Source organism: Streptomyces sp. KPB2, from assembly GCF_003950055.1.
Classification (GTDB): Bacteria; Actinomycetota; Actinomycetes; order Streptomycetales; family Streptomycetaceae; genus Streptomyces; species Streptomyces salinarius.
The window spans coordinates 6,507,981-6,525,027 of the sequence record NZ_CP034353.1; the positions used below are offsets into that span (position 1 = coordinate 6,507,981).

The following is a 17,047-nucleotide window of genomic DNA, read 5'->3' on the forward strand; positions in this document are numbered from 1 at the left end:
TCCCGAGCCACAGCACGGAGCCGGGCAGGCCGCGTGCCGTGAACCCGGCACGGTGTCGGCTGCGTGCCGTGGCCGCCCGGCGCCCGTGGCCGGGCCTGGTCAGTCGGTGACCGGGACCTGGGGTGCGAGCAGGACCGGCAGCCTGGTCGTGCGCGGCTTGGCCGGGACCTCCGCCACGGCGCGGGGAAGGGCCTGCTCCACGCCGTGCACCACGGACAGGTGCCGGGCGGCACGGCCGAACGCCGTGTAGATCCAGGGGCGGCTGAGGGCCTGCACGGCGTCGCCGGGCAGGACCACGACCACGGCGGGCCAGCGGCCGCCCAGCGCCTGGTGGGCGGTCAGCGCCCAGCCGTGCCGCACGGACGCTTCCACCCGGTCCCTGGGCACGACCACGGTCCCGCCCGCGCACGACAGGTGCAGCCCGTCGGCGTCGGCCGTCACCACCCGGCCCGGCAGCACCCGGCCCGGCGCGGGGGAGTGGACGACCCGGTCACCGGGATCGAAGCCTCCGAAGCGGCCGGGGCCGGGGTTGAGGCGGTCCTTCAGCGCGGCGTTGAGCGCGCGCGTGCCCGCCGCGCCGCCGTGGCCCGGCGTGATCACCTGGGTCTCCTCGGCCGGAACGCCGATCGCGCGCGGCACCGAGTCCGCGACGAGCTGGACGGTGCGGTGCACGGCCTCTCCCGCGTCCCGCACCGGCACGATCACGATCTCCTTGCCGGGCGCCTCCACCTGGCCCAGCTCGCCGATGCCGATGCCGGAGACCAGTTCGCCGAGGGGGCCGGGGTCCGGGAGCCGCGAGGCGACCTGGGGACAGACCCGTGCCGCCAGCAGATCCGCGAAGACCCGGCCGGGGCCCACGGACCAGAGCACCGCCGGGTCACCGGCCAGCACCAGCCGGGCCCCGTCCGGCAATGACTCCGCGAGCAGGGCGCCCGCCTCGACGTCGAGCTGGGGCGCGTCGAGGACGACGAGCAGATCGAGGTCCAGCGCCCCGTCGGCGTCCCGCCCCGGCCCCTCCGCGCCGGTCAGGAGTCCGGTCACGGTGACGACGGCGGGAGCGGCCGGCCCCGGGGAGGCCGGGTCGGACGACGGGGTGCCCAGCAGGGCGGCGAAGCGGTCGCGGCCGAGCGGGCCGGGTGCGGCGGCCCAGGCCCGCAGGCCCAGGGCGTGCGCCGCGCGCAGCAGGGCGGCGGGCTCGGCCAGGGACGCCTCGCCGCCGGTGTGCAGCACCAGGCCGTGGCCCGCGACGGCACGGATCAGGTCTGCGGCGGAGCCCGGTGCGGAGGCGGCGGCCTGCTCCCAGTCCGCGGCGGAACCGTCCTGTTTGGGCGCCGAGTTGACCAGCCGGGCCAGACCGTCGGCGAGGCTCTCCTCGGCGAGCGCGTACCGCTCGAGACCGATCAGCACCCGGACCGGACGCTCCTCGCCCTCCTCGCCCTCCCCGCTCTCAGCGCCCTCTGCGTACGCGCCCTCCGCACCGCCCGCCGCGCGCTCGGGCCGGGCGCCGGACTCCTCCAGGGCGTCCTGGAAGGCGAGGGCCTCGCCCTCGGCGAGCGTGCTCTGCACGGCCGCGTCGGGGTCCGGAACGCCCCGCTGGGCCAGCGTGGCGGTGAGCCGCGGCAGCTCCAGCGCCGTGTGCCCGGCCAGGGCCGCCTGCTCCAGCAGCCACACGGTGACGGCACGGCCGCGCCGCTCGTCGTCCGGGCCGCACTCCGCGCCGAGCAGGGCCCGGGCGAACCCGTCGGCCTGCTCCGGCCGCACGCCGCCGACCCGGAGCAACTGCCAGGGGTCGGCGCGCAGCGCGTCCGCCGCGCCCTCGCCGAGGAGCGCGGCGGTCTGCGGCGCCAGCGCTTCGGGGGCGCCGCCCTCGGCCAGCACACGACGCACCGACTGCACCGTCTCCGGCGCCGGACCCGCGGGACCGACGGGCCCGGCGTGGGCGGCGGGCGGCGCGGCGGCCTCCGGACGGGCCCGGCGTGCCGACTCCGGGGCGGGGCGGCGCGCGGGCTCGGGGGCGCCGAAGACCGGGGCCGCCGGCTTCTCGCCGCTCTCCACGGCGCGTACTGCGGCGAGCAGATCGGCCGCCGTGCCACTCAGCTTCCCCCCGGCGTCGATCGGCCCCTGCTTCTCCGCCTTCCGCCGCTCGATCCGCTCCCGCTCGGCCCGCTGCGCCGCCAGCTCGGCCTCGGCCTCGGACACCTGCGCGGCCGCCTCGGCCCCGTCCCCGGCATCGGACCCTTGCCCGGCGGGCTCGTCCGGCCGCACCTCGGAGGCGGCCCCCGCATCGGCCGCGGCGTCCGGCCCGGCCGCGGTCTCCGGCCCGGCGGCGTCCGGCGCGGACACCTCGGCCGGGCCGGCGGCCCCGGGCGCGGACGCCTCCGCCGTGCCCGGGGTCTCCGGCCCGGTGTCCACGGTGTCCGTGGCGTCCTTCGAGGCGGGCTCGGGCTCCGTGCTCACAGCGTGCTCCAGTCGTGATCGGGATAGCGGTGCACGGGCGCCGACACGTCGTCGAGCGCCCGGCAGATCTCGTCAGGAAGACTAAGGGTCTCCACTGACAACGCCGCCGTGAGCTGCTGCGCGGTGCGCGGGCCGATGATCGGGGCGACCACCCCGGGCCGGTCGCGGACCCAGGCGAGCGCCACCTGGAGCGGGGTCACCGCGAGCCCGTCCGCCGCCGTCGCGACCGCGTCCACGATGTGCCCGGCCGTGTCGTCGAGGTAGGGCTCGACGAACGGGGCCATGTGGTCCGAGGCGCCCCGCGAGTCCGTGGGCGTGGCGTCCTTGCGGTACTTGCCCGTGAGCACCCCGCGGCCCAGCGGGGACGAGGGGAGCAGCCCGATGCCCAGGTCCAGGGCGGCCGGCAGCACCTCCCGCTCGACGCCCCGCTGGAGCAGCGAGTACTCCATCTGGGTGCTCGCCACCCGGTTGCGGACCCCCGGCGCCGCCAGCTGCCAGGTCGCCGCCTTGGCCAGCTGCCAGCCGCAGAAGTTCGAGACCCCCGCATAGCGCGCCCGGCCGCTGCTCACCGCCACGTCCAGGGCGTGCAGCGTCTCCTCCAGCGGCGTGTGCGGGTCGAAGGCGTGCAGGTGCCACACGTCGACGTGGTCCGTGCCCAGGCGGGCCAGGGAGGCGTCCAGCGCGGAGAGCAGATGGGCGCGCGAACCGTCGAACCGGCGGTCGGGATCCGGAACGCTGCCCGCCTTGGTCGAGATCACCAGGTCCCGGCGCGGCACCAGGCCCTCCATCAGACGCCCGAGCAGGTACTCGGACTCCCCGTCGCCGTACACGTCCGCCGTGTCGACGAGCGTCCCGCCCGCCTCCCAGAAGGTCTTCAAGAGGTCCGCGGCGTCGTGCTCGTCCGTGTCGCGGCCCCAGGTCAGGGTGCCGAGACCGATGCGGGACACGCGCAGGCCGGTGCGGCCGAGATGCCTCTGCTCCATGAACGCCGACATTACTGGCCACGGCTTGCCCTGTGGGGGCCTGTGGACAACCGAATTCCGCGCGCTAAGGTCGGGGCACCAGCCACGTTACTGATCGGTAAGGGGAATCGGCCATGCAGCTCGGGATCAACCTCGGCTACTGGGGTGCCGGAATGGACGCGGACAACCTGGCCGTTGCCCAGGAGGCCGACCGGCTCGGATACGCCGTGTGCTGGGCCGCAGAGGCCTACGGCTCCGACGCTGCCACTGTGCTCACCTGGGTCGCCGCCCAGACCGAGCGCATCGACGTGGGCTCGGCCATCTTCCAGATCCCCGCCCGCCAGCCCGCCATGACCGCGATGACCGCCGCCACCCTGGACTCCCTGTCCAAGGGCCGCTTCCGCCTCGGCCTCGGCGTGTCGGGGCCGCAGGTCTCCGAGGGCTGGTACGGCGTCAAGTTCGACAAGCCGCTCGCCCGCACGCGTGAATACGTCGAGATCGTGCGCAAGGCCATGACCAGGGAGCGACTGTCCTACGAGGGACGGCACTGGACGCTGCCGCTGCCCGACGGTCCCGGCAAGCCGATCAAGCTGACCGTGCACCCGCAGCGCGAGCACATCCCGCTCTACATCGCCGCCATCGGCCCGAAGAACCTGGAGCAGACCGGCGAGATCGCCGACGGCGCCCTGCTCATCTTCCCCTCCGCCGACCACCTGGAGGAGACCGCCGTCAGGCACCTGCGCGCCGGACGCGAGAAGGCCGGCAAGACCCTCGACGGCTTCGACGTCTGCCCGACCCTGCCGCTCGCCCTCGGCGACGACAAGGACGTCACCACCCTCGCCGACACCTTCCGCCCCTACACCGCGCTCTACGTCGGCGGCATGGGCAGCCGCAAGCAGAACTTCTACAACCAGCTCGCCCAGCGCATGGGGTACGAGCGGGAGGCCGCCGAGATCCAGGACAAGTACCTGTCCGGCGACAAGCAGGGCGCCGCCGAGGCCGTCCCCCACGAGCTGATCGACCAGACGACGCTGCTCGGCTCCGTCGACCGCATCGCCGACCGGATGAAGGCCTACGCCGCGGCCGGCGTCACCACCCTCACCCTCGCCCCCGCGGGCTTCACCCTGGACGAGCGGCTCGCCGCCCTGCGCGCCGGCACCGAGGCCCTGGAGCGCGCCGGACTGGCGTAACGGAGGGGGAAAAGTTTCTGCGGCCGTGGTGGGGGCTCGGGGGTCTTCCCCGCCACGGCCGTCACGAGGAACAACGCGCCCACGCGCGCGGGGTTACGCCCCCGCGCTTGTCCGGCCGTCCTTCTTTCGGCGCAGTCGTGCGCCGCACCTGTTGCCGTGCCCCCTCGCCCGCACTTGACTCGGCTTCGCGGAGTGTGCGGAACCTGCGGACCCACGCAGCGGCAGAGAGGTGCCCCGATGCTTTCGGCCAAGAGCCTTTTCCAGGAGATCCTCGACAACGACGAGGCGTTTCGCCTCTTCTGCTCCATCGCGGCCAGCGGTGAGTCCCAGGGCGGCTGGGAGAACGCGCGCATCGCCGCGCTGGTGCCGGAGAGCGAACGCGCCCTCGCCCCCAAGATCACCCGGCACGGCGCGGACGAGGACAAGCACGGCCGGATCTTCAACGCCCTGCTGAAGAAGCGCGGCCTCGAACCCGTCGACGTACCGGCCGACACCGACTACACGATGCTCCTGGAGCGGCACGGCATCGGCCTCGCCCACGAGAAGCTCAGGGCCGACCAGCCGCTCACCGTCCGGGACGTCATCACCTACCTCGCCCACAGCAGGGTCACCGAGCAGCGCGCCGCCGAACAGATGGCGATGCTCCTCAAGTACTTCGCCGACCACCCCGACCTGGGCCGGGCGGTCCGGATGATCTCCGCCGACGAGGACAACCACCTCGCCTACTCCCACGAGGAACTGCTCCGCTACGCCGCCGCGGGGCACGGCCCGTACATCCGGCGCACCCTGCGCGAGTGCGCGCACGCCGAGATCCGCGTCCACCGCGACGTCAGCCTCGCCGTGATGGCCCGCATGGGACGCATCCTCGGCTGGTCGCGCGCCAGGTCCGCGCTGCTCGCGGCGGGCATCCACGCCATGTACGCCGCCGAGCGGGCGGCCGGCTGGCGGCGCATGGTGAGCCTGCGGGCGCCCGAACGGCGCGACGCGCTCGGCGGACCCGCCACCGCGGCCCCCGAGGTCGCCTGACCTGCCCGAGCCCCGAGCCCCGAGCCCCGAGCCCCGAGTCCCGAGCCCCGAGTCCCGAGCCCTGAGGGCCACCGGTCTCCCCTACAGCCAGCCCCGGCGCTTGAACTGCCGGTACAGCAGCACCTCCAGGACGGCCATCAGCGCGATCACCGCCGGATAGCCCCACACCCAGTGCAGCTCCGGCATGTGGTCGAAGTTCATGCCGTAGATCCCCGCGAGCATCGTGGGAACCGCCGCCATGGCCGCCCACGCCGAGATCTTCCGCATGTCGTCGTTCTGCCGGACGCTCGTCTGCGCCAGATGCGCCGACAGGATGTCCGACACCAGCCGGTCCAGGCTCTCCACCGACTCGTTCACGCGCGTGAGGTGGTCGCTCACGTCCCGGAAGAAGGGCCGCGCCTTGTCGTTCACGAACGGCACCGTGCCGCCGTAGCCGCCCGTACCGGCCAGCCGGGCCAGCGGCGGCGCGAGCGGGCCCGTCGCCCGGCGGAACTCCAGCACCTGCCGCTTGAAGGTGTAGATCCGCGACGCGGTGTGCCGGGAGCCGCCGCCCTCCGGCGAGAAGACCTCCGCCTCCAGCTCCTCCAGGTCCGTCTGCAGCTCGACCGCCACGTCCAGGTAGTGGTCGACGGTGGCGTCCGCTATCGCGTACAGCACCGCGGTGGGCCCCTTGCCGAGCAGTTCCGGCTCGTGCTCCAGCCGCTGCCGCACGGCCTTCAGCGGGGAGCCCTCGCCGTGCCGGACCACCACCGCGAACGCGTCGCCCAGGAAGATCATCAGCTCGCCGGTGGAGACCGCGTCGCTGTCCGGCTCGTACACCACCGGCTTCAGGACGGCGAAGAGCGAGTCGTCGTACACCTCCAGCTTGGGCCGCTGATGGGCCTTGAGCGCGTCCTCCACCGCCAGCGGATGCAGCGCGAACTCCTGGCTGACCAGGTCGAACTCCTCCGCCGTCGGCTCGTGCAGCCCGATCCACACGAAACCGCCCGCCCCCCGCGCCGCACCGAGCGCGTCGGAGAGGTCGTCGGGCCCGTCCGTGCGGTGCCCGTCCCGGTAGATGGCACAGTCGACGATCACCGAACCCATTCTCCCCTCGCCCGGACGCCCCTGCGCCGCGCCGTACGCCTACCCTGGCCGCATGCCCACGCTGATCCTGGTTAGGCACGGACGCTCCACCGCCAACACCGAGGGACTGCTCGCCGGCTGGACGCCCGGCGTCGCCCTCGACGAGCGCGGCGCCGCGCAGGCCGCCGCGCTCCCCGGGCGGCTCGCCGGCCTGCCGCTCTCCGAGATCGTCACCAGCCCCCTGCAACGCTGCCAGGAGACCCTCCGGCCGCTGCTCGACGCCCGGCCCGAACTGCGGGCGCACACCGACGAACGGATCGGGGAGTGCCACTACGGCGACTGGTCCGGCCGCAAGCTCGCCGAACTCAAGGACGAGCCCCTGATGGAGGTCGTCCAGGCGCACCCCTCCGCCGCGGCCTTCCCCGGCGGCGAGTCGATGCGCGCCATGCAGACCCGAGCCGCCGAGGCCGTACGCGAGTGGAACGCGCGCGTGGAGCGCGACCACGGACCCGACGCCGTCTACCTCATGTGCTCCCACGGCGACATCATCAAGTCCCTCGTCGCCGAGGCCCTCGGCCTCCACCTCGACCTCTTCCAGCGGATCTCCGTCGAGCCCTGCTCCGTCACCGCGATCCGCTACACCCGGCTGCGCCCGTTCCTCGTCCGCCTCGGCGACACCGGCGACTTCGCCTCCCTCGCCCCGCGCGAGGAGCCGTCCGGTGACGAAGCGCCGGTCGGGGGTGGTGCGGGCGCACCGTGATCGTCCGCCGCAGTAGGGTGAACCGGTCGCGGCAGCACTGCCCCCGATCTTCCGCTTTCCCCGACTCCCATGGAGACAGGACGTGTCCCGTCAGGTGTTCCTCTACGACCAACCGGAACGTTTCGTGGCCGGTACGGTCGGGCTGCCCGGGCGCCGTACGTTCTTCCTCCAGGCCTCCGCCGGCTCCCGGGTGACCAGCGTGGCCCTGGAGAAGACCCAGGTCGCCGCCCTCGCCGAGCGCATGGACGAGCTTCTGGACGAAGTCGTACGGCGCAGCGGCGGCAGCACCGCCGTCCCCGCCACCGCACCCACCGGGCCCGCCGACACCGCGCCCCTCGACACCCCCGTCGAGGAGGAGTTCCGCGTCGGCACCATGGCGCTGGCCTGGGACGGTGAGGACCAGCGCATGATCGTCGAGGCGCAGGCCCTCGTGGAGCTGGACGCCGAGTCCGAGGAGGACCTGGCGGAGGCCGAGGAACGGCTCCTCCAGGACGAGGAGAACGGCCCGCCGATGCTCCGGGTCCGCCTCACCGGCGCGCAGGCCAGGGCCTTCGCCAAGCGCGCCCTCGACGTCGTCAACGCCGGGCGGCCGCCGTGCCCGCTGTGCAGCCTCCCGCTCGACCCGGAAGGACACGTATGTCCGCGCCAGAACGGATACCGCCGCGGAGCGTGACCACCGACGCGGCGGCGGCCGAACTGCTCGCCCTGGGCGAACTGACCGTACGCGGACGCATCCGTGACGCGTCCAACGCGGCGCTGTACTGCACGGTGACGCACGAGGGACGCGAGGCGGCCTGCGTCTACAAACCGGTCGCCGGGGAACGCCCGCTGTGGGACTTCCCCGACGGCACCCTCGCCCAGCGCGAGGTCGCCGCCTACGAGGTCTCCGAGGCCACCGGCTGGGGCCTGGTCCCGCCCACCGTGCTGCGCGACGGCCCGTACGGCGAGGGCATGGTCCAGCTGTGGATCGAGGCCGTCCCGGACACGGAACTGCTCGCCCTGGTCGACGAGGAGGAACCGGGCCCCGGCTGGAAGGGCATCGCCCTGGCCGAGGTCGGCGAGGGCCGCACCGCGCTGCTCGTCCACGCCGACGACGAACGGCTGCGCCGGCTCGCCGTGCTCGACGCCGTGATCAACAACGCCGACCGCAAGGGCGGCCACCTGCTGCCCGCGACGGGGGAGCGCCTGTACGGCATCGACCACGGGGTCACCTTCAACGCCGAGAACAAGCTGCGCACCCTCCTGTGGGGCTGGGCGGGCGACCCGCTCACCGCGGAGGCCCTGGCGGTCCTCGACGCCCTCAGACAGGCGCTGAAGGACGGCGGCACCCTGGCGACCCGGCTCGCCGCGCTCATCACCGGCGCCGAACTCGACGCCACGCGCGCGCGGGTCGACGCCCTGCTGGCCTCCGGAAAGCACCCGGAACCGAGCGGCGAGTGGCCGGCCATCCCGTGGCCCCCGGTGTAGAGACCCGATGCCACGCCGGCCGGTGATGCGCAAGAGCGCCTTACCGGCCATCCGGCCCGGTCCGGTTCGTGTACGGAACATCCGTCCGGTTAGGCTCATGACATGCATGCCTGGCCCGCTTCCGAGGTCCCCGCCCTGCCTGGTCAGGGCCGCGACCTGAGGATCCACGACACCGCGACCGGCGGCCTGGTCACCCTCGACCCCGGTCCCGTCGCCCGCATCTACGTCTGCGGCATCACCCCGTACGACGCCACCCACATGGGGCACGCGGCGACCTACAACGCGTTCGACCTCGTGCAGCGCGTGTGGCTCGACACCAAGCGGCAGGTCCACTACGTCCAGAACGTCACCGACGTGGACGATCCGCTCCTGGAGCGGGCCGTGCGCGACGGGGTCGACTGGACCGCCCTCGCCGAGCAGGAGACCGCCCTCTTCCGCGAGGACATGACGGCGCTGCGGATGCTCCCGCCCCGGCACTACATAGGCGCCGTCGAAGCCATACCCGGCATCGTCCCGCTCGTCGAGCGGCTGCGCGACGCGGGCGCCGCCTACGAGCTCGAGGGCGACGTCTACTTCTCCGTGGAGGCGGACCCGCACTTCGGCGGCGTCTCCCACCTCGACGCCTCCGCGATGCGGCTGCTGTCCGCCGAGCGCGGCGGCGACCCCGACCGGCCCGGCAAGAAGAACCCGCTCGACCCGATGCTGTGGATGGCAGCGCGTGAGGGCGAGCCCAGCTGGGACGGCGGCACGCTCGGCCGTGGCCGCCCCGGCTGGCACATCGAGTGCGTCGCCATCGCCCTCGACCACCTCGGCATGGGCTTCGACGTCCAGGGCGGCGGCTCCGACCTCGCCTTCCCGCACCACGAGATGGGCGCCTCGCACGCCCAGGCCCTCACCGGCGAGTTCCCGATGGCCAAGGCGTACGTGCACGCCGGCATGGTCGGTCTCGACGGCGAGAAGATGTCCAAGTCCAAGGGCAACCTGGTCTTCGTCTCCCAGTTGCGCCGCGAGGGCGTCGACCCGGCCGCCATCCGGCTCACGCTCCTCGCCCACCACTACCGCTCCGACTGGGAGTGGACCGACCAGGTGCTGGAGGACGCCCTCGCCCGCCTCGACCGCTGGCGCGCCGCCGTCTCCCGCCCCGACGGCCCGCCCGCCGAGGCCCTGGTGGAGGAGATCCGCGAAGCCCTGGCCAACGACCTGGACTCCCCGGCCGCCCTGGAAGCGGTCGACCGCTGGGCAGCCCTCCAGCAGCAGTCGGGCGGCACGGACATCGGCGCCCCGGGCGTGGTCTCCCGAGCGGTGGACGCCCTGCTGGGCGTAGCGCTGTAGAACTCCGGACAACCGCCACGCGCCCGCCCCAGCTGGGGCAGTCGCCACGCCGCCCGCCCCAGCTGCGGGCAGTCGTGCCGCTGGGGCGGCACGGGTGGGCGCAGGCGGCGCCCGGCCAGCGCCGGCCCGCATCTCCCGCAGTAACCCGCACCGAAACGACTGAGGGGCGCTCCCACCAGGGAAGCGCCCCTCAGCAATGCGCCAGGGCTCAGTCCTCCGACGACTCCTCGTCGTCCCCACTCGGCTTCGGCGGCCGAGACGGCCGGCTCCGCCCACTCGGATTGTCCCGCAGGAACGGCGTGCCGGCCGGGCCCTCGCCCCCGTCCGCCGTGGCGTGCCCTCCCGGCCCGCCCCCGTCCCGCCGCCGCAGATACCGCTCGAACTCCCGCGCGATCGCCTCGCCCGACGCCTCCGGCAGCTCCGCCGTGTCCCGGGCCTCCTCCAGCGACTGCACGTACTCGGCGACCTCGGTGTCCTCCGCGGCCAGCTGGTCCACGCCCACCTGCCAGGCCCGCGCGTCCTCGGGCAGCTCGCCCAGCGGGACCCGCACGCCGATCAGGTCCTCCAGCCGGTTCAGCAGGGCCAGCGTGGCCTTCGGATTCGGCGGCTGCGACACGTAGTGCGGCACCGCCGCCCACAGCGACACGGCCGGCACGCCCGCGTGCGTGCACGCCTCCTGGAGGATGCCGACGATGCCCGTGGGCCCCTCGTACTTGGTCTCCTCCAGGTCCATGCGCCGGGCCAGGTCGGCGTCCGACGTGGTCCCGCTGATCGGCACCGGCCGGGTGTGCGGCGTGTCGCCCAGCAGGGCGCCCAGGACGACCACCATCTCGACACCCAGCTCGTGGGCGAAGCCCAGCAGCTCGTTGCAGAACGAGCGCCAGCGCATGGACGGCTCGATGCCCCGCACGAGCACGAGGTCGCGCGGTTTCTCGCCGCCGACCCGGACCACCGAGAGCCGCGTCGTCGGCCAGGTGACCTTGCGGACGCCGTCCTCGATGAACACGGTGGGACGGTTGACCTGGAAGTCGTAGTAGTCCTCGGCGTCCAGCGCCGCGAACACCTCGCCCTTCCACTCCCTGTCGAGATGCGCGACCGCGGTGGAGGCGGCGTCACCGGCATCGTTCCAGCCCTCGAACGCGGCCACCATGACCGGGTCGACCAGCTCGGGAACCCCCTCGAGCTCGATCACCCAGCGCCTCCTTCCGACGTGCCCTCGCGTACCCCCCAACCTTACGGCGTGCCGAGGGGCCGCCCGCAGCCCCTTTGCACGGGGCAGTGAACCGATCACTGCCCCGTACCCGGCGTGCGGACACCCGCCGCCCGTCGTTGAAAGGGGCTCCTACTTCTTGTCGAGCACCTCCTGGACCTGCGCGCGGACCTCGTCCGTGGCCAGGCCGCGGATGGTCAGCGTGGTGCGGCGGCGCAGCACGTCGTCCGCCGTCTCGGCCCACTCGTTGTCGCGGGCCCACACGACCTGCGCCCAGATCTCCGGGGCGTCCGGGTGGACACGCTGCGCCAGCTCCGGGCTCTCGTTGGCGAGCCGGGCGATGTCGAAGGCGAGCGAACCGTAGTGCGTGGCCAGGTGCTTGGCGGTGTCGGCGGCCATGCGCGGGCCGGGCGCCGAACCGTCCACCAGCAGCCGGTGGGCCACCGCGCGCGGGTTGGCGACGCCGGGCAGCGGCAGCTTCTTCGGCAGCGAGGCGATCGGCTCGAAGTCGTCGCCCAGCGGGTGGCCCGGCAGCGCCTCCAGCTTCTTCATCACCGTACGGCCGATGTGGCGGAAGGTGGTCCACTTGCCGCCGGCGACGGACAGCATGCCGCCGCGGCCCTCGGTCACGACCGTCTCGCGCTTGGCCTTCGCCGTGTCGCCGGGGCCGCCCGGCAGCACGCGCAGCCCCGCGAAGGAGTATGTGATGAGGTCCCGGTCGAGCTGCTGGTCGCGGATGGAGAACGCGGCCTCGTCGAGTATCTGGGCCACGTCCTTGTCGTTGACCGCGACGTCCGCCGGGTCGCCCTCGAACTCCTCGTCGGTCGTGCCAAGCAGCAGCATGTCCTCCCAGGGGAGGGCGAAGGTGATCCGGTACTTGTCGATCGGGGTGGCCAGCGCGGCCCGCCACGGCGCGGTGCGCTTGAGCACCAGGTGCGCGCCCTTGGACAGGCGGATGGACGGCGCCGCGTTCGGGTCCTCCATGCGGCGCAGGTGGTCGACCCACGGGCCGGTGGCGTTGAGCACCAGGCGGGCGTTCACCCCGAACTCGTCGCCGGACAGCCGGTCCTTCAGCTCGGCGCCGGTCACCCGGCCGTTGGTGAAGCGCAGTCCCGTGACCTCGGCGTGGTTGAGGACCACCGCGCCGGACTCGACCGCCGCGCGGACGGTCATCAGCGCCATGCGGGCGTCGTTCATCTGGTCGTCGCCGTACACGGCCACGGCCTTGAGGTTGTCGGTGCGCAGCTCGGGCACGTCCTGCGCGGCCTTGGCCGGGGAGAGCAGGTGGCCGACGCCGTCGCCGAACGCAGACAGCGCCGAGTACGCGAAGACACCGGCCCCGAGCTTCGCCGCGCCGTGCGGCCCGCCCTTGTACACGGGGAGGTAGAAGGTGAGCGGGTTCGCCAGGTGGGGGGCCACCTGGCGGGAGACCGCACGGCGCTCGAAGTGGTTCTCCGCCACCAGCTTCACCGCGCCGGTCTGCAGGTAGCGCAGACCGCCGTGGAGCAGCTTGGAGGAGGCGGAGGAGGTGGCGCCGGCGAAGTCGCCGGCGTCGACCACGGCCACCCTGAGGCCGGACTGCGCGGCGTGCCAGGCGGTGGAGATGCCCAGGATGCCGCCGCCGATCACGAGAAGGTCGTACGACGCCTTGGAAAGCTGCTCCCGGGTCTCGGCCCGGCTCGGGTTCGAGCCGGAGGCCGGGTGCGTACCCAGGGCAGGCACGGACTGCAGGGTGGACTGCGTGGTCATGGTGGTTCTTACTCCTCGTCCTCGAGCCAGCCCATGGTCCGCTCGACGGCCTTGAGCCAGCTCTTGTACTCACGGTCGCGGGTGTCCGCGTCCATGCGGGGGGTCCACTCGGCGGCCCGCCGCCAGTTGGCGCGCAGGTCGTCGGTGCTGTTCCAGAAGCCGACGGCGAGACCGGCGGCGTAGGCGGCGCCGAGGCAGGTGGTCTCGGCGACCATCGGGCGCACCACGGGGGCGTCCACGAAGTCGGCGAGGGTCTGCATCAGCAGGTTGTTGGAGGTCATGCCGCCGTCGACCTTGAGGGCGGTCAGCTCCACCCCGGAGTCCTTCGTCATGGCGTCCGCGATCTCCCGCGTCTGCCAGGCGGTGGCCTCCAGGACGGCGCGCGCGAGGTGCGCCTTGGTGACGTACCGGGTGAGGCCGGCGATCACACCGCGGGCGTCGGAGCGCCAGTACGGGGCGAACAGGCCGGAGAAGGCCGGCACGAAGTAGGCGCCGCCGTTGTCCTCGACCGTCAGGGCGAGGGTCTCGATCTCGGCGGCGGTGGAGATCAGGCCCATCTGGTCGCGCATCCACTGCACCAGCGAACCGGTGACGGCGATCGAGCCCTCCAGGGCGTAGACCGTGTCCTGGTCGCCGATCTTGTAGCCGACGGTGGTGAGCAGGCCCGAGTAGGAGTTGATCAGCTTGTCACCGGTGTTCATCACCATGAAGGTGCCGGTGCCGTACGTCGACTTGGTCTCGCCCTCGGAGAAGCAGGTCTGGCCGAACAGGGCCGCCTGCTGGTCGCCGAGCGCCGAGGCCACCGGGATGCCGCCGAGCAGCTCGCCGAGCCGGCCGCCGGTGATCTCGCCGTACACCTCGGCGGAGGAGCGGATCTCCGGGAGCATCTGCATCGGCACGCCGATCGACTCGGCGATCTTCTCGTCCCACGCCATGGTGTGCAGGTTCATCAGCATGGTGCGCGAGGCGTTGGTGACGTCGGTGACGTGCTTGCCGCCGTTCACCCCGCCGGTCAGGTTCCAGATGACCCAGGTGTCCATGGTGCCGAAGAGCAGGTCGCCCGCCTCGGCGCGCTCGCGCAGACCGTCGACGTTGTCGAGCAGCCAGCGGGCCTTGGGACCGGCGAAGTACGAGGCCAGGGGAAGGCCGGTCTCGCGGCGGAAGCGGTCCTGGCCGACGTTGCGGCCGAGCTCCTTGCACAGGGCGTCGGTGCGGGTGTCCTGCCAGACGATGGCGTTGTGGACGGGCTCACCGGTGTTCCTGTCCCAGACGAGGGTGGTCTCGCGCTGGTTGGTGATGCCGATGGCCTTGATGTCGTCACGGGTGATGCCGGCCTTCTCGACCGCTCCGGCGACGACCTCCTGGACGTTGGTCCAGATCTCGGCGGCGTCGTGCTCGACCCAGCCGGGCTTGGGGAAGATCTGCTCGTGCTCCTTCTGGTCGACTGCGACGATGCGGCCGTCGCGGTCGAAGACGATGCAGCGCGAGGAGGTCGTGCCCTGGTCGATCGCGGCGATGAACGGCCCGTGGCCGTGCGAGGCGATTCCGGCGGTGTGGGCGTCGGTCACTGTGTGCTCCTGGGGTTCCGTGGTGGGTGGCCGGTGCTTACGGCGCGTGGTCTGCGGCTCGATGATCGCCGAGCGGGAGCCCGCTCAGGCGAACGCGACGTTGTAGACACCTGCGGCGATCGCACCACCGATCAGCGGACCGGCGATCGGGACCCAGGCGTAGGACCAGTCGGAGCCGCCCTTGTTGGGCAGGGGCAGCAGGGCGTGCACGATGCGCGGGCCGAGGTCACGGGCCGGGTTGATCGCGTAGCCGGTCGGACCGCCCAGGGACAGACCGATCGAGACGACCACCAGCGCGGTGATCAGGCCGCCCAGGATGCCCAGGCCGTTGCCCTCGTCGTTCAGGCCCTGGGTGAGTACGGCGAGTACCAGCACGAAGGTGCCGATGACCTCGGTGGAGAGGTTCTGCACCGCGTTGCGGACCTCGGGCCCGGTGGAGAAGATGCCCAGCACCGGGCCGGCGCCCTTCTCCTGCGCCTCGACCGACTTGGCCGTGGTGTCCTGCGCGCCCGGCCCGCCGACGATCTCCTGGTCGGTGAGGTGGGCCAGGAACTGGCCGTAGTAGGCCAGCCAGACCAGGGCCGCGCCGATCATGGCGCCGAGCATCTGTCCGGCGAAGTAAGTGGGGACGTTGCTCCACTCACCGTCCTTGATGGCGATGCCGACGGTCACGGCCGGGTTCAGGTGGGCGCCGGAGAGCGGACCCGAGATGTACACCGCCGTCATGACGGCGAAGCCCCACCCGAAGGCGATGGCCAGCCAGCCGGCGTTGCGGGCCTTGGAGGCCTTGAGCGTCACGGCGGCGCAGACGCCGCCGCCGAGCAGGATGAGTATGGCGGTACCGATGGTCTCGCCGATGAAGATGTCGGAGCTGGACACCCGCGACTCCTTTGTCCTTCGTCCAGGGGAAGCCGAACCCCCGGGTCCCTCCGGGTGTTCCGGCGCCCTCGGTGTGAGAGCGATGGCGGCCCTTGGCACTGTGCACACTCTAACGCGTATTGCCGGTAGGTGTTCGACAATGCCGACCGATGGACGCGAGTCTCGTTCGGCGTCAGGCGTGCGTCAAGAGCTGTGTTATCGAAAGCACGATCGTTATTGATCGTCGTGTGCTATCGATCTCTGCCCGGCCGGCCCGGCGGGTCGCCCTTCCCACGTCCGCGGCCGTCCGCGGACACGCAAAGGGCCGGAACACCCTCGGTGTCCCGGCCCGCCCCGCCCGTGTGCGCGCCCTAGAACCGCCCGGCGCCCAGGTCCCGCGAGACCGCCCGCGCGCAGTCCCGTACCGCCGCGACCAGCTCGGGCCGCAGCTCGCCCTCCCGGCACAGCCGCTCCACGGCCCCCGTGATGCCGACCGCGCCGACCGGCATCCGCCTGCGGTCGTGGATGGGGGCGGCGATGGACGCGATGCCCTCCCAGGTCTCCTCGACGTCGGCCGCGTACCCACGCGCGCGCGTGATGTCCAGGACGTGCTCGAAGCGGTCCGGCTCGCAGATGGTGCGGTCCGTGAACGCCTTGCGGTCGGCCTCCAGCGCCTCGCTGTGCGCCACCGGGTCGTACGCCGACAGGACTTTGCCCAGCGCCGTCGAGTGCAGCGGCTGCATGGCCCCGATCTCCAGGACCTGCCGGCTGTCGTCGGGCCGGAAGACGTGGTGCACGATCAGGACGCCCTGCTGGTGCAGGACGCCGAGGTGGACGCTCTCGCCGCTGGAGCGGGCCAGGTCGTCGGTCCACACCAGGGCGCGGGCCCGCAGCTCGTGCACGTCCAGATAGGTCGTGCCCAGACGCAGCAGCTCGGCGCCCAGCTGGTAGCGCCCGGAGGCGTCGTCCTGCTCGACGAAGCCCTCCTGCTGGAGGGTGCGCAGGATGCCGTGCGCGGTGCCTTTGGCCAGACCCAGCGACGAGGCGATGTCCGACAGGCCGAGCCGCCGCTCGCCGCCCGCGAGCAGGCGCAGCATCGCGGCCGCCCGCTCGAGCGACTGGATGTTCCGTGCCATCGACGTACTGCCTCCGTCCCCTTCGACTGCCGACCTCGGCGTCGCTGACGTCGTTCGGCAATGCCGAACACTACCGGTCCATGCCGACCTCCCGCTAATGGTCGGCGGGCAACTGTTGCACTCCGGCCACCTCCCGAGGACCGCGGCCGCCCTCCGGGAAGCCACGCGCACCGGGCGCGCGCTGCCGCCCTCGGGGGCCCTTCGGGGGACGGCGGACTCGTCCGTTCGGCCGGTATTCGCCCTGCCATCCTCGTCCGTCTCGTGGAC

14 protein-coding genes are annotated in these 17,047 nt (G+C 73.0%); 6 read left to right on the plus strand and 8 right to left on the minus strand.

All coding sequences use genetic code 11. From position 1 onward, the window contains the following. Positions 1–99 precede the first annotated feature (99 nt). Together D1J63_RS29400 and D1J63_RS29405 are read right to left on the minus strand one after the other, a co-directional pair. Positions 100–2,457, minus strand: coding sequence for a helix-hairpin-helix domain-containing protein (locus D1J63_RS29400; protein WP_125633023.1), 2,358 nt, complete (start codon positions 2,455–2,457; stop codon positions 100–102). Further along, positions 2,454–3,440 carry an aldo/keto reductase gene (locus D1J63_RS29405; RefSeq protein ID WP_102929952.1) on the minus strand — a complete coding sequence of 329 codons (987 nt, stop codon included), beginning with the start codon at positions 3,438–3,440 and terminating at the stop codon, positions 2,454–2,456. The genes D1J63_RS29400 and D1J63_RS29405 overlap by 4 nt, the downstream gene beginning before the upstream one ends. A 113-nt stretch (positions 3,441–3,553) precedes the next feature. On the opposite strand from D1J63_RS29405, the gene D1J63_RS29410 reads away from it, so the two are divergent. Both D1J63_RS29410 and D1J63_RS29415 read left to right on the plus strand, forming a co-directional pair. After that, positions 3,554–4,609 carry an LLM class F420-dependent oxidoreductase gene (locus tag D1J63_RS29410; RefSeq protein ID WP_125633025.1) on the plus strand — a complete coding sequence of 352 codons (1,056 nt, stop codon included), beginning with the start codon at positions 3,554–3,556 and terminating at the stop codon, positions 4,607–4,609. A gap of 237 nt (positions 4,610–4,846) precedes the next feature. After that, the gene (locus D1J63_RS29415) at positions 4,847–5,635 is read left to right on the plus strand and encodes a ferritin-like domain-containing protein (protein WP_125633027.1); all 789 of its coding nucleotides are present in this window, start codon (positions 4,847–4,849) and stop codon (positions 5,633–5,635) included. Between the two features lie 81 nt (positions 5,636–5,716). On the opposite strand, the gene corA is transcribed toward D1J63_RS29415, so the two are convergent. After that, positions 5,717–6,712: a magnesium/cobalt transporter CorA gene (corA, locus tag D1J63_RS29420; RefSeq protein WP_164713026.1), complete on the minus strand. Its 996-nt coding sequence runs from the start codon at positions 6,710–6,712 to the stop codon at positions 5,717–5,719. Positions 6,713–6,773: 61 nt separating this feature from the next. On the opposite strand from corA, the gene D1J63_RS29425 reads away from it, so the two are divergent. From D1J63_RS29425 to mshC, 4 genes are all read left to right on the plus strand, one after another. Next, a complete protein-coding gene (locus tag D1J63_RS29425; protein WP_102932497.1) occupies positions 6,774–7,460 on the plus strand; it encodes a histidine phosphatase family protein in 687 nt (228 codons plus the stop codon). 82 nt (positions 7,461–7,542) lie between these two features. After that, positions 7,543–8,133: a DUF3090 domain-containing protein gene (locus D1J63_RS29430; RefSeq protein WP_030187752.1), complete on the plus strand. Its 591-nt coding sequence runs from the start codon at positions 7,543–7,545 to the stop codon at positions 8,131–8,133. Further along, complete coding sequence (locus D1J63_RS29435; protein WP_164713027.1) at positions 8,097–8,927, plus strand: SCO1664 family protein; 831 nt, start codon at positions 8,097–8,099, stop codon at positions 8,925–8,927. The genes D1J63_RS29430 and D1J63_RS29435 overlap by 37 nt, the downstream gene beginning before the upstream one ends. 102 nt (positions 8,928–9,029) lie before the next feature. Then, on the plus strand, positions 9,030–10,259 hold the full coding sequence (gene mshC, locus D1J63_RS29440; protein ID WP_125633033.1) for a cysteine--1-D-myo-inosityl 2-amino-2-deoxy-alpha-D-glucopyranoside ligase: 1,230 nt from the start codon (positions 9,030–9,032) through the stop codon (positions 10,257–10,259). Positions 10,260–10,467: 208 nt separating this feature from the next. Here the strand turns inward: mshC and parJ are convergent, their stop codons facing one another. The 5 genes from parJ to D1J63_RS29465 form a co-directional block, all read right to left on the minus strand. Beyond that, positions 10,468–11,451, minus strand: coding sequence for a filament polymerization regulator ParJ (parJ, locus tag D1J63_RS29445; protein WP_102932494.1), 984 nt, complete (start codon positions 11,449–11,451; stop codon positions 10,468–10,470). Between the two features lie 150 nt (positions 11,452–11,601). Continuing rightward, a complete protein-coding gene (locus D1J63_RS29450) occupies positions 11,602–13,218 on the minus strand; it encodes a glycerol-3-phosphate dehydrogenase/oxidase (protein WP_125633036.1) in 1,617 nt (538 codons plus the stop codon). Positions 13,219–13,226: 8 nt separating this feature from the next. After that, positions 13,227–14,786 carry a glycerol kinase GlpK gene (gene glpK / locus D1J63_RS29455; protein ID WP_102932492.1) on the minus strand — a complete coding sequence of 520 codons (1,560 nt, stop codon included), beginning with the start codon at positions 14,784–14,786 and terminating at the stop codon, positions 13,227–13,229. 84 nt (positions 14,787–14,870) lie between these two features. Further along, entirely contained in the window at positions 14,871–15,665 is a 795-nt protein-coding gene (locus D1J63_RS29460; RefSeq protein WP_125633038.1) for an MIP/aquaporin family protein, read from the minus strand. A gap of 350 nt (positions 15,666–16,015) precedes the next feature. Then, on the minus strand, positions 16,016–16,780 hold the full coding sequence (locus D1J63_RS29465; protein ID WP_061445627.1) for an IclR family transcriptional regulator: 765 nt from the start codon (positions 16,778–16,780) through the stop codon (positions 16,016–16,018). Positions 16,781–17,047: the final 267 nt, after the last annotated feature.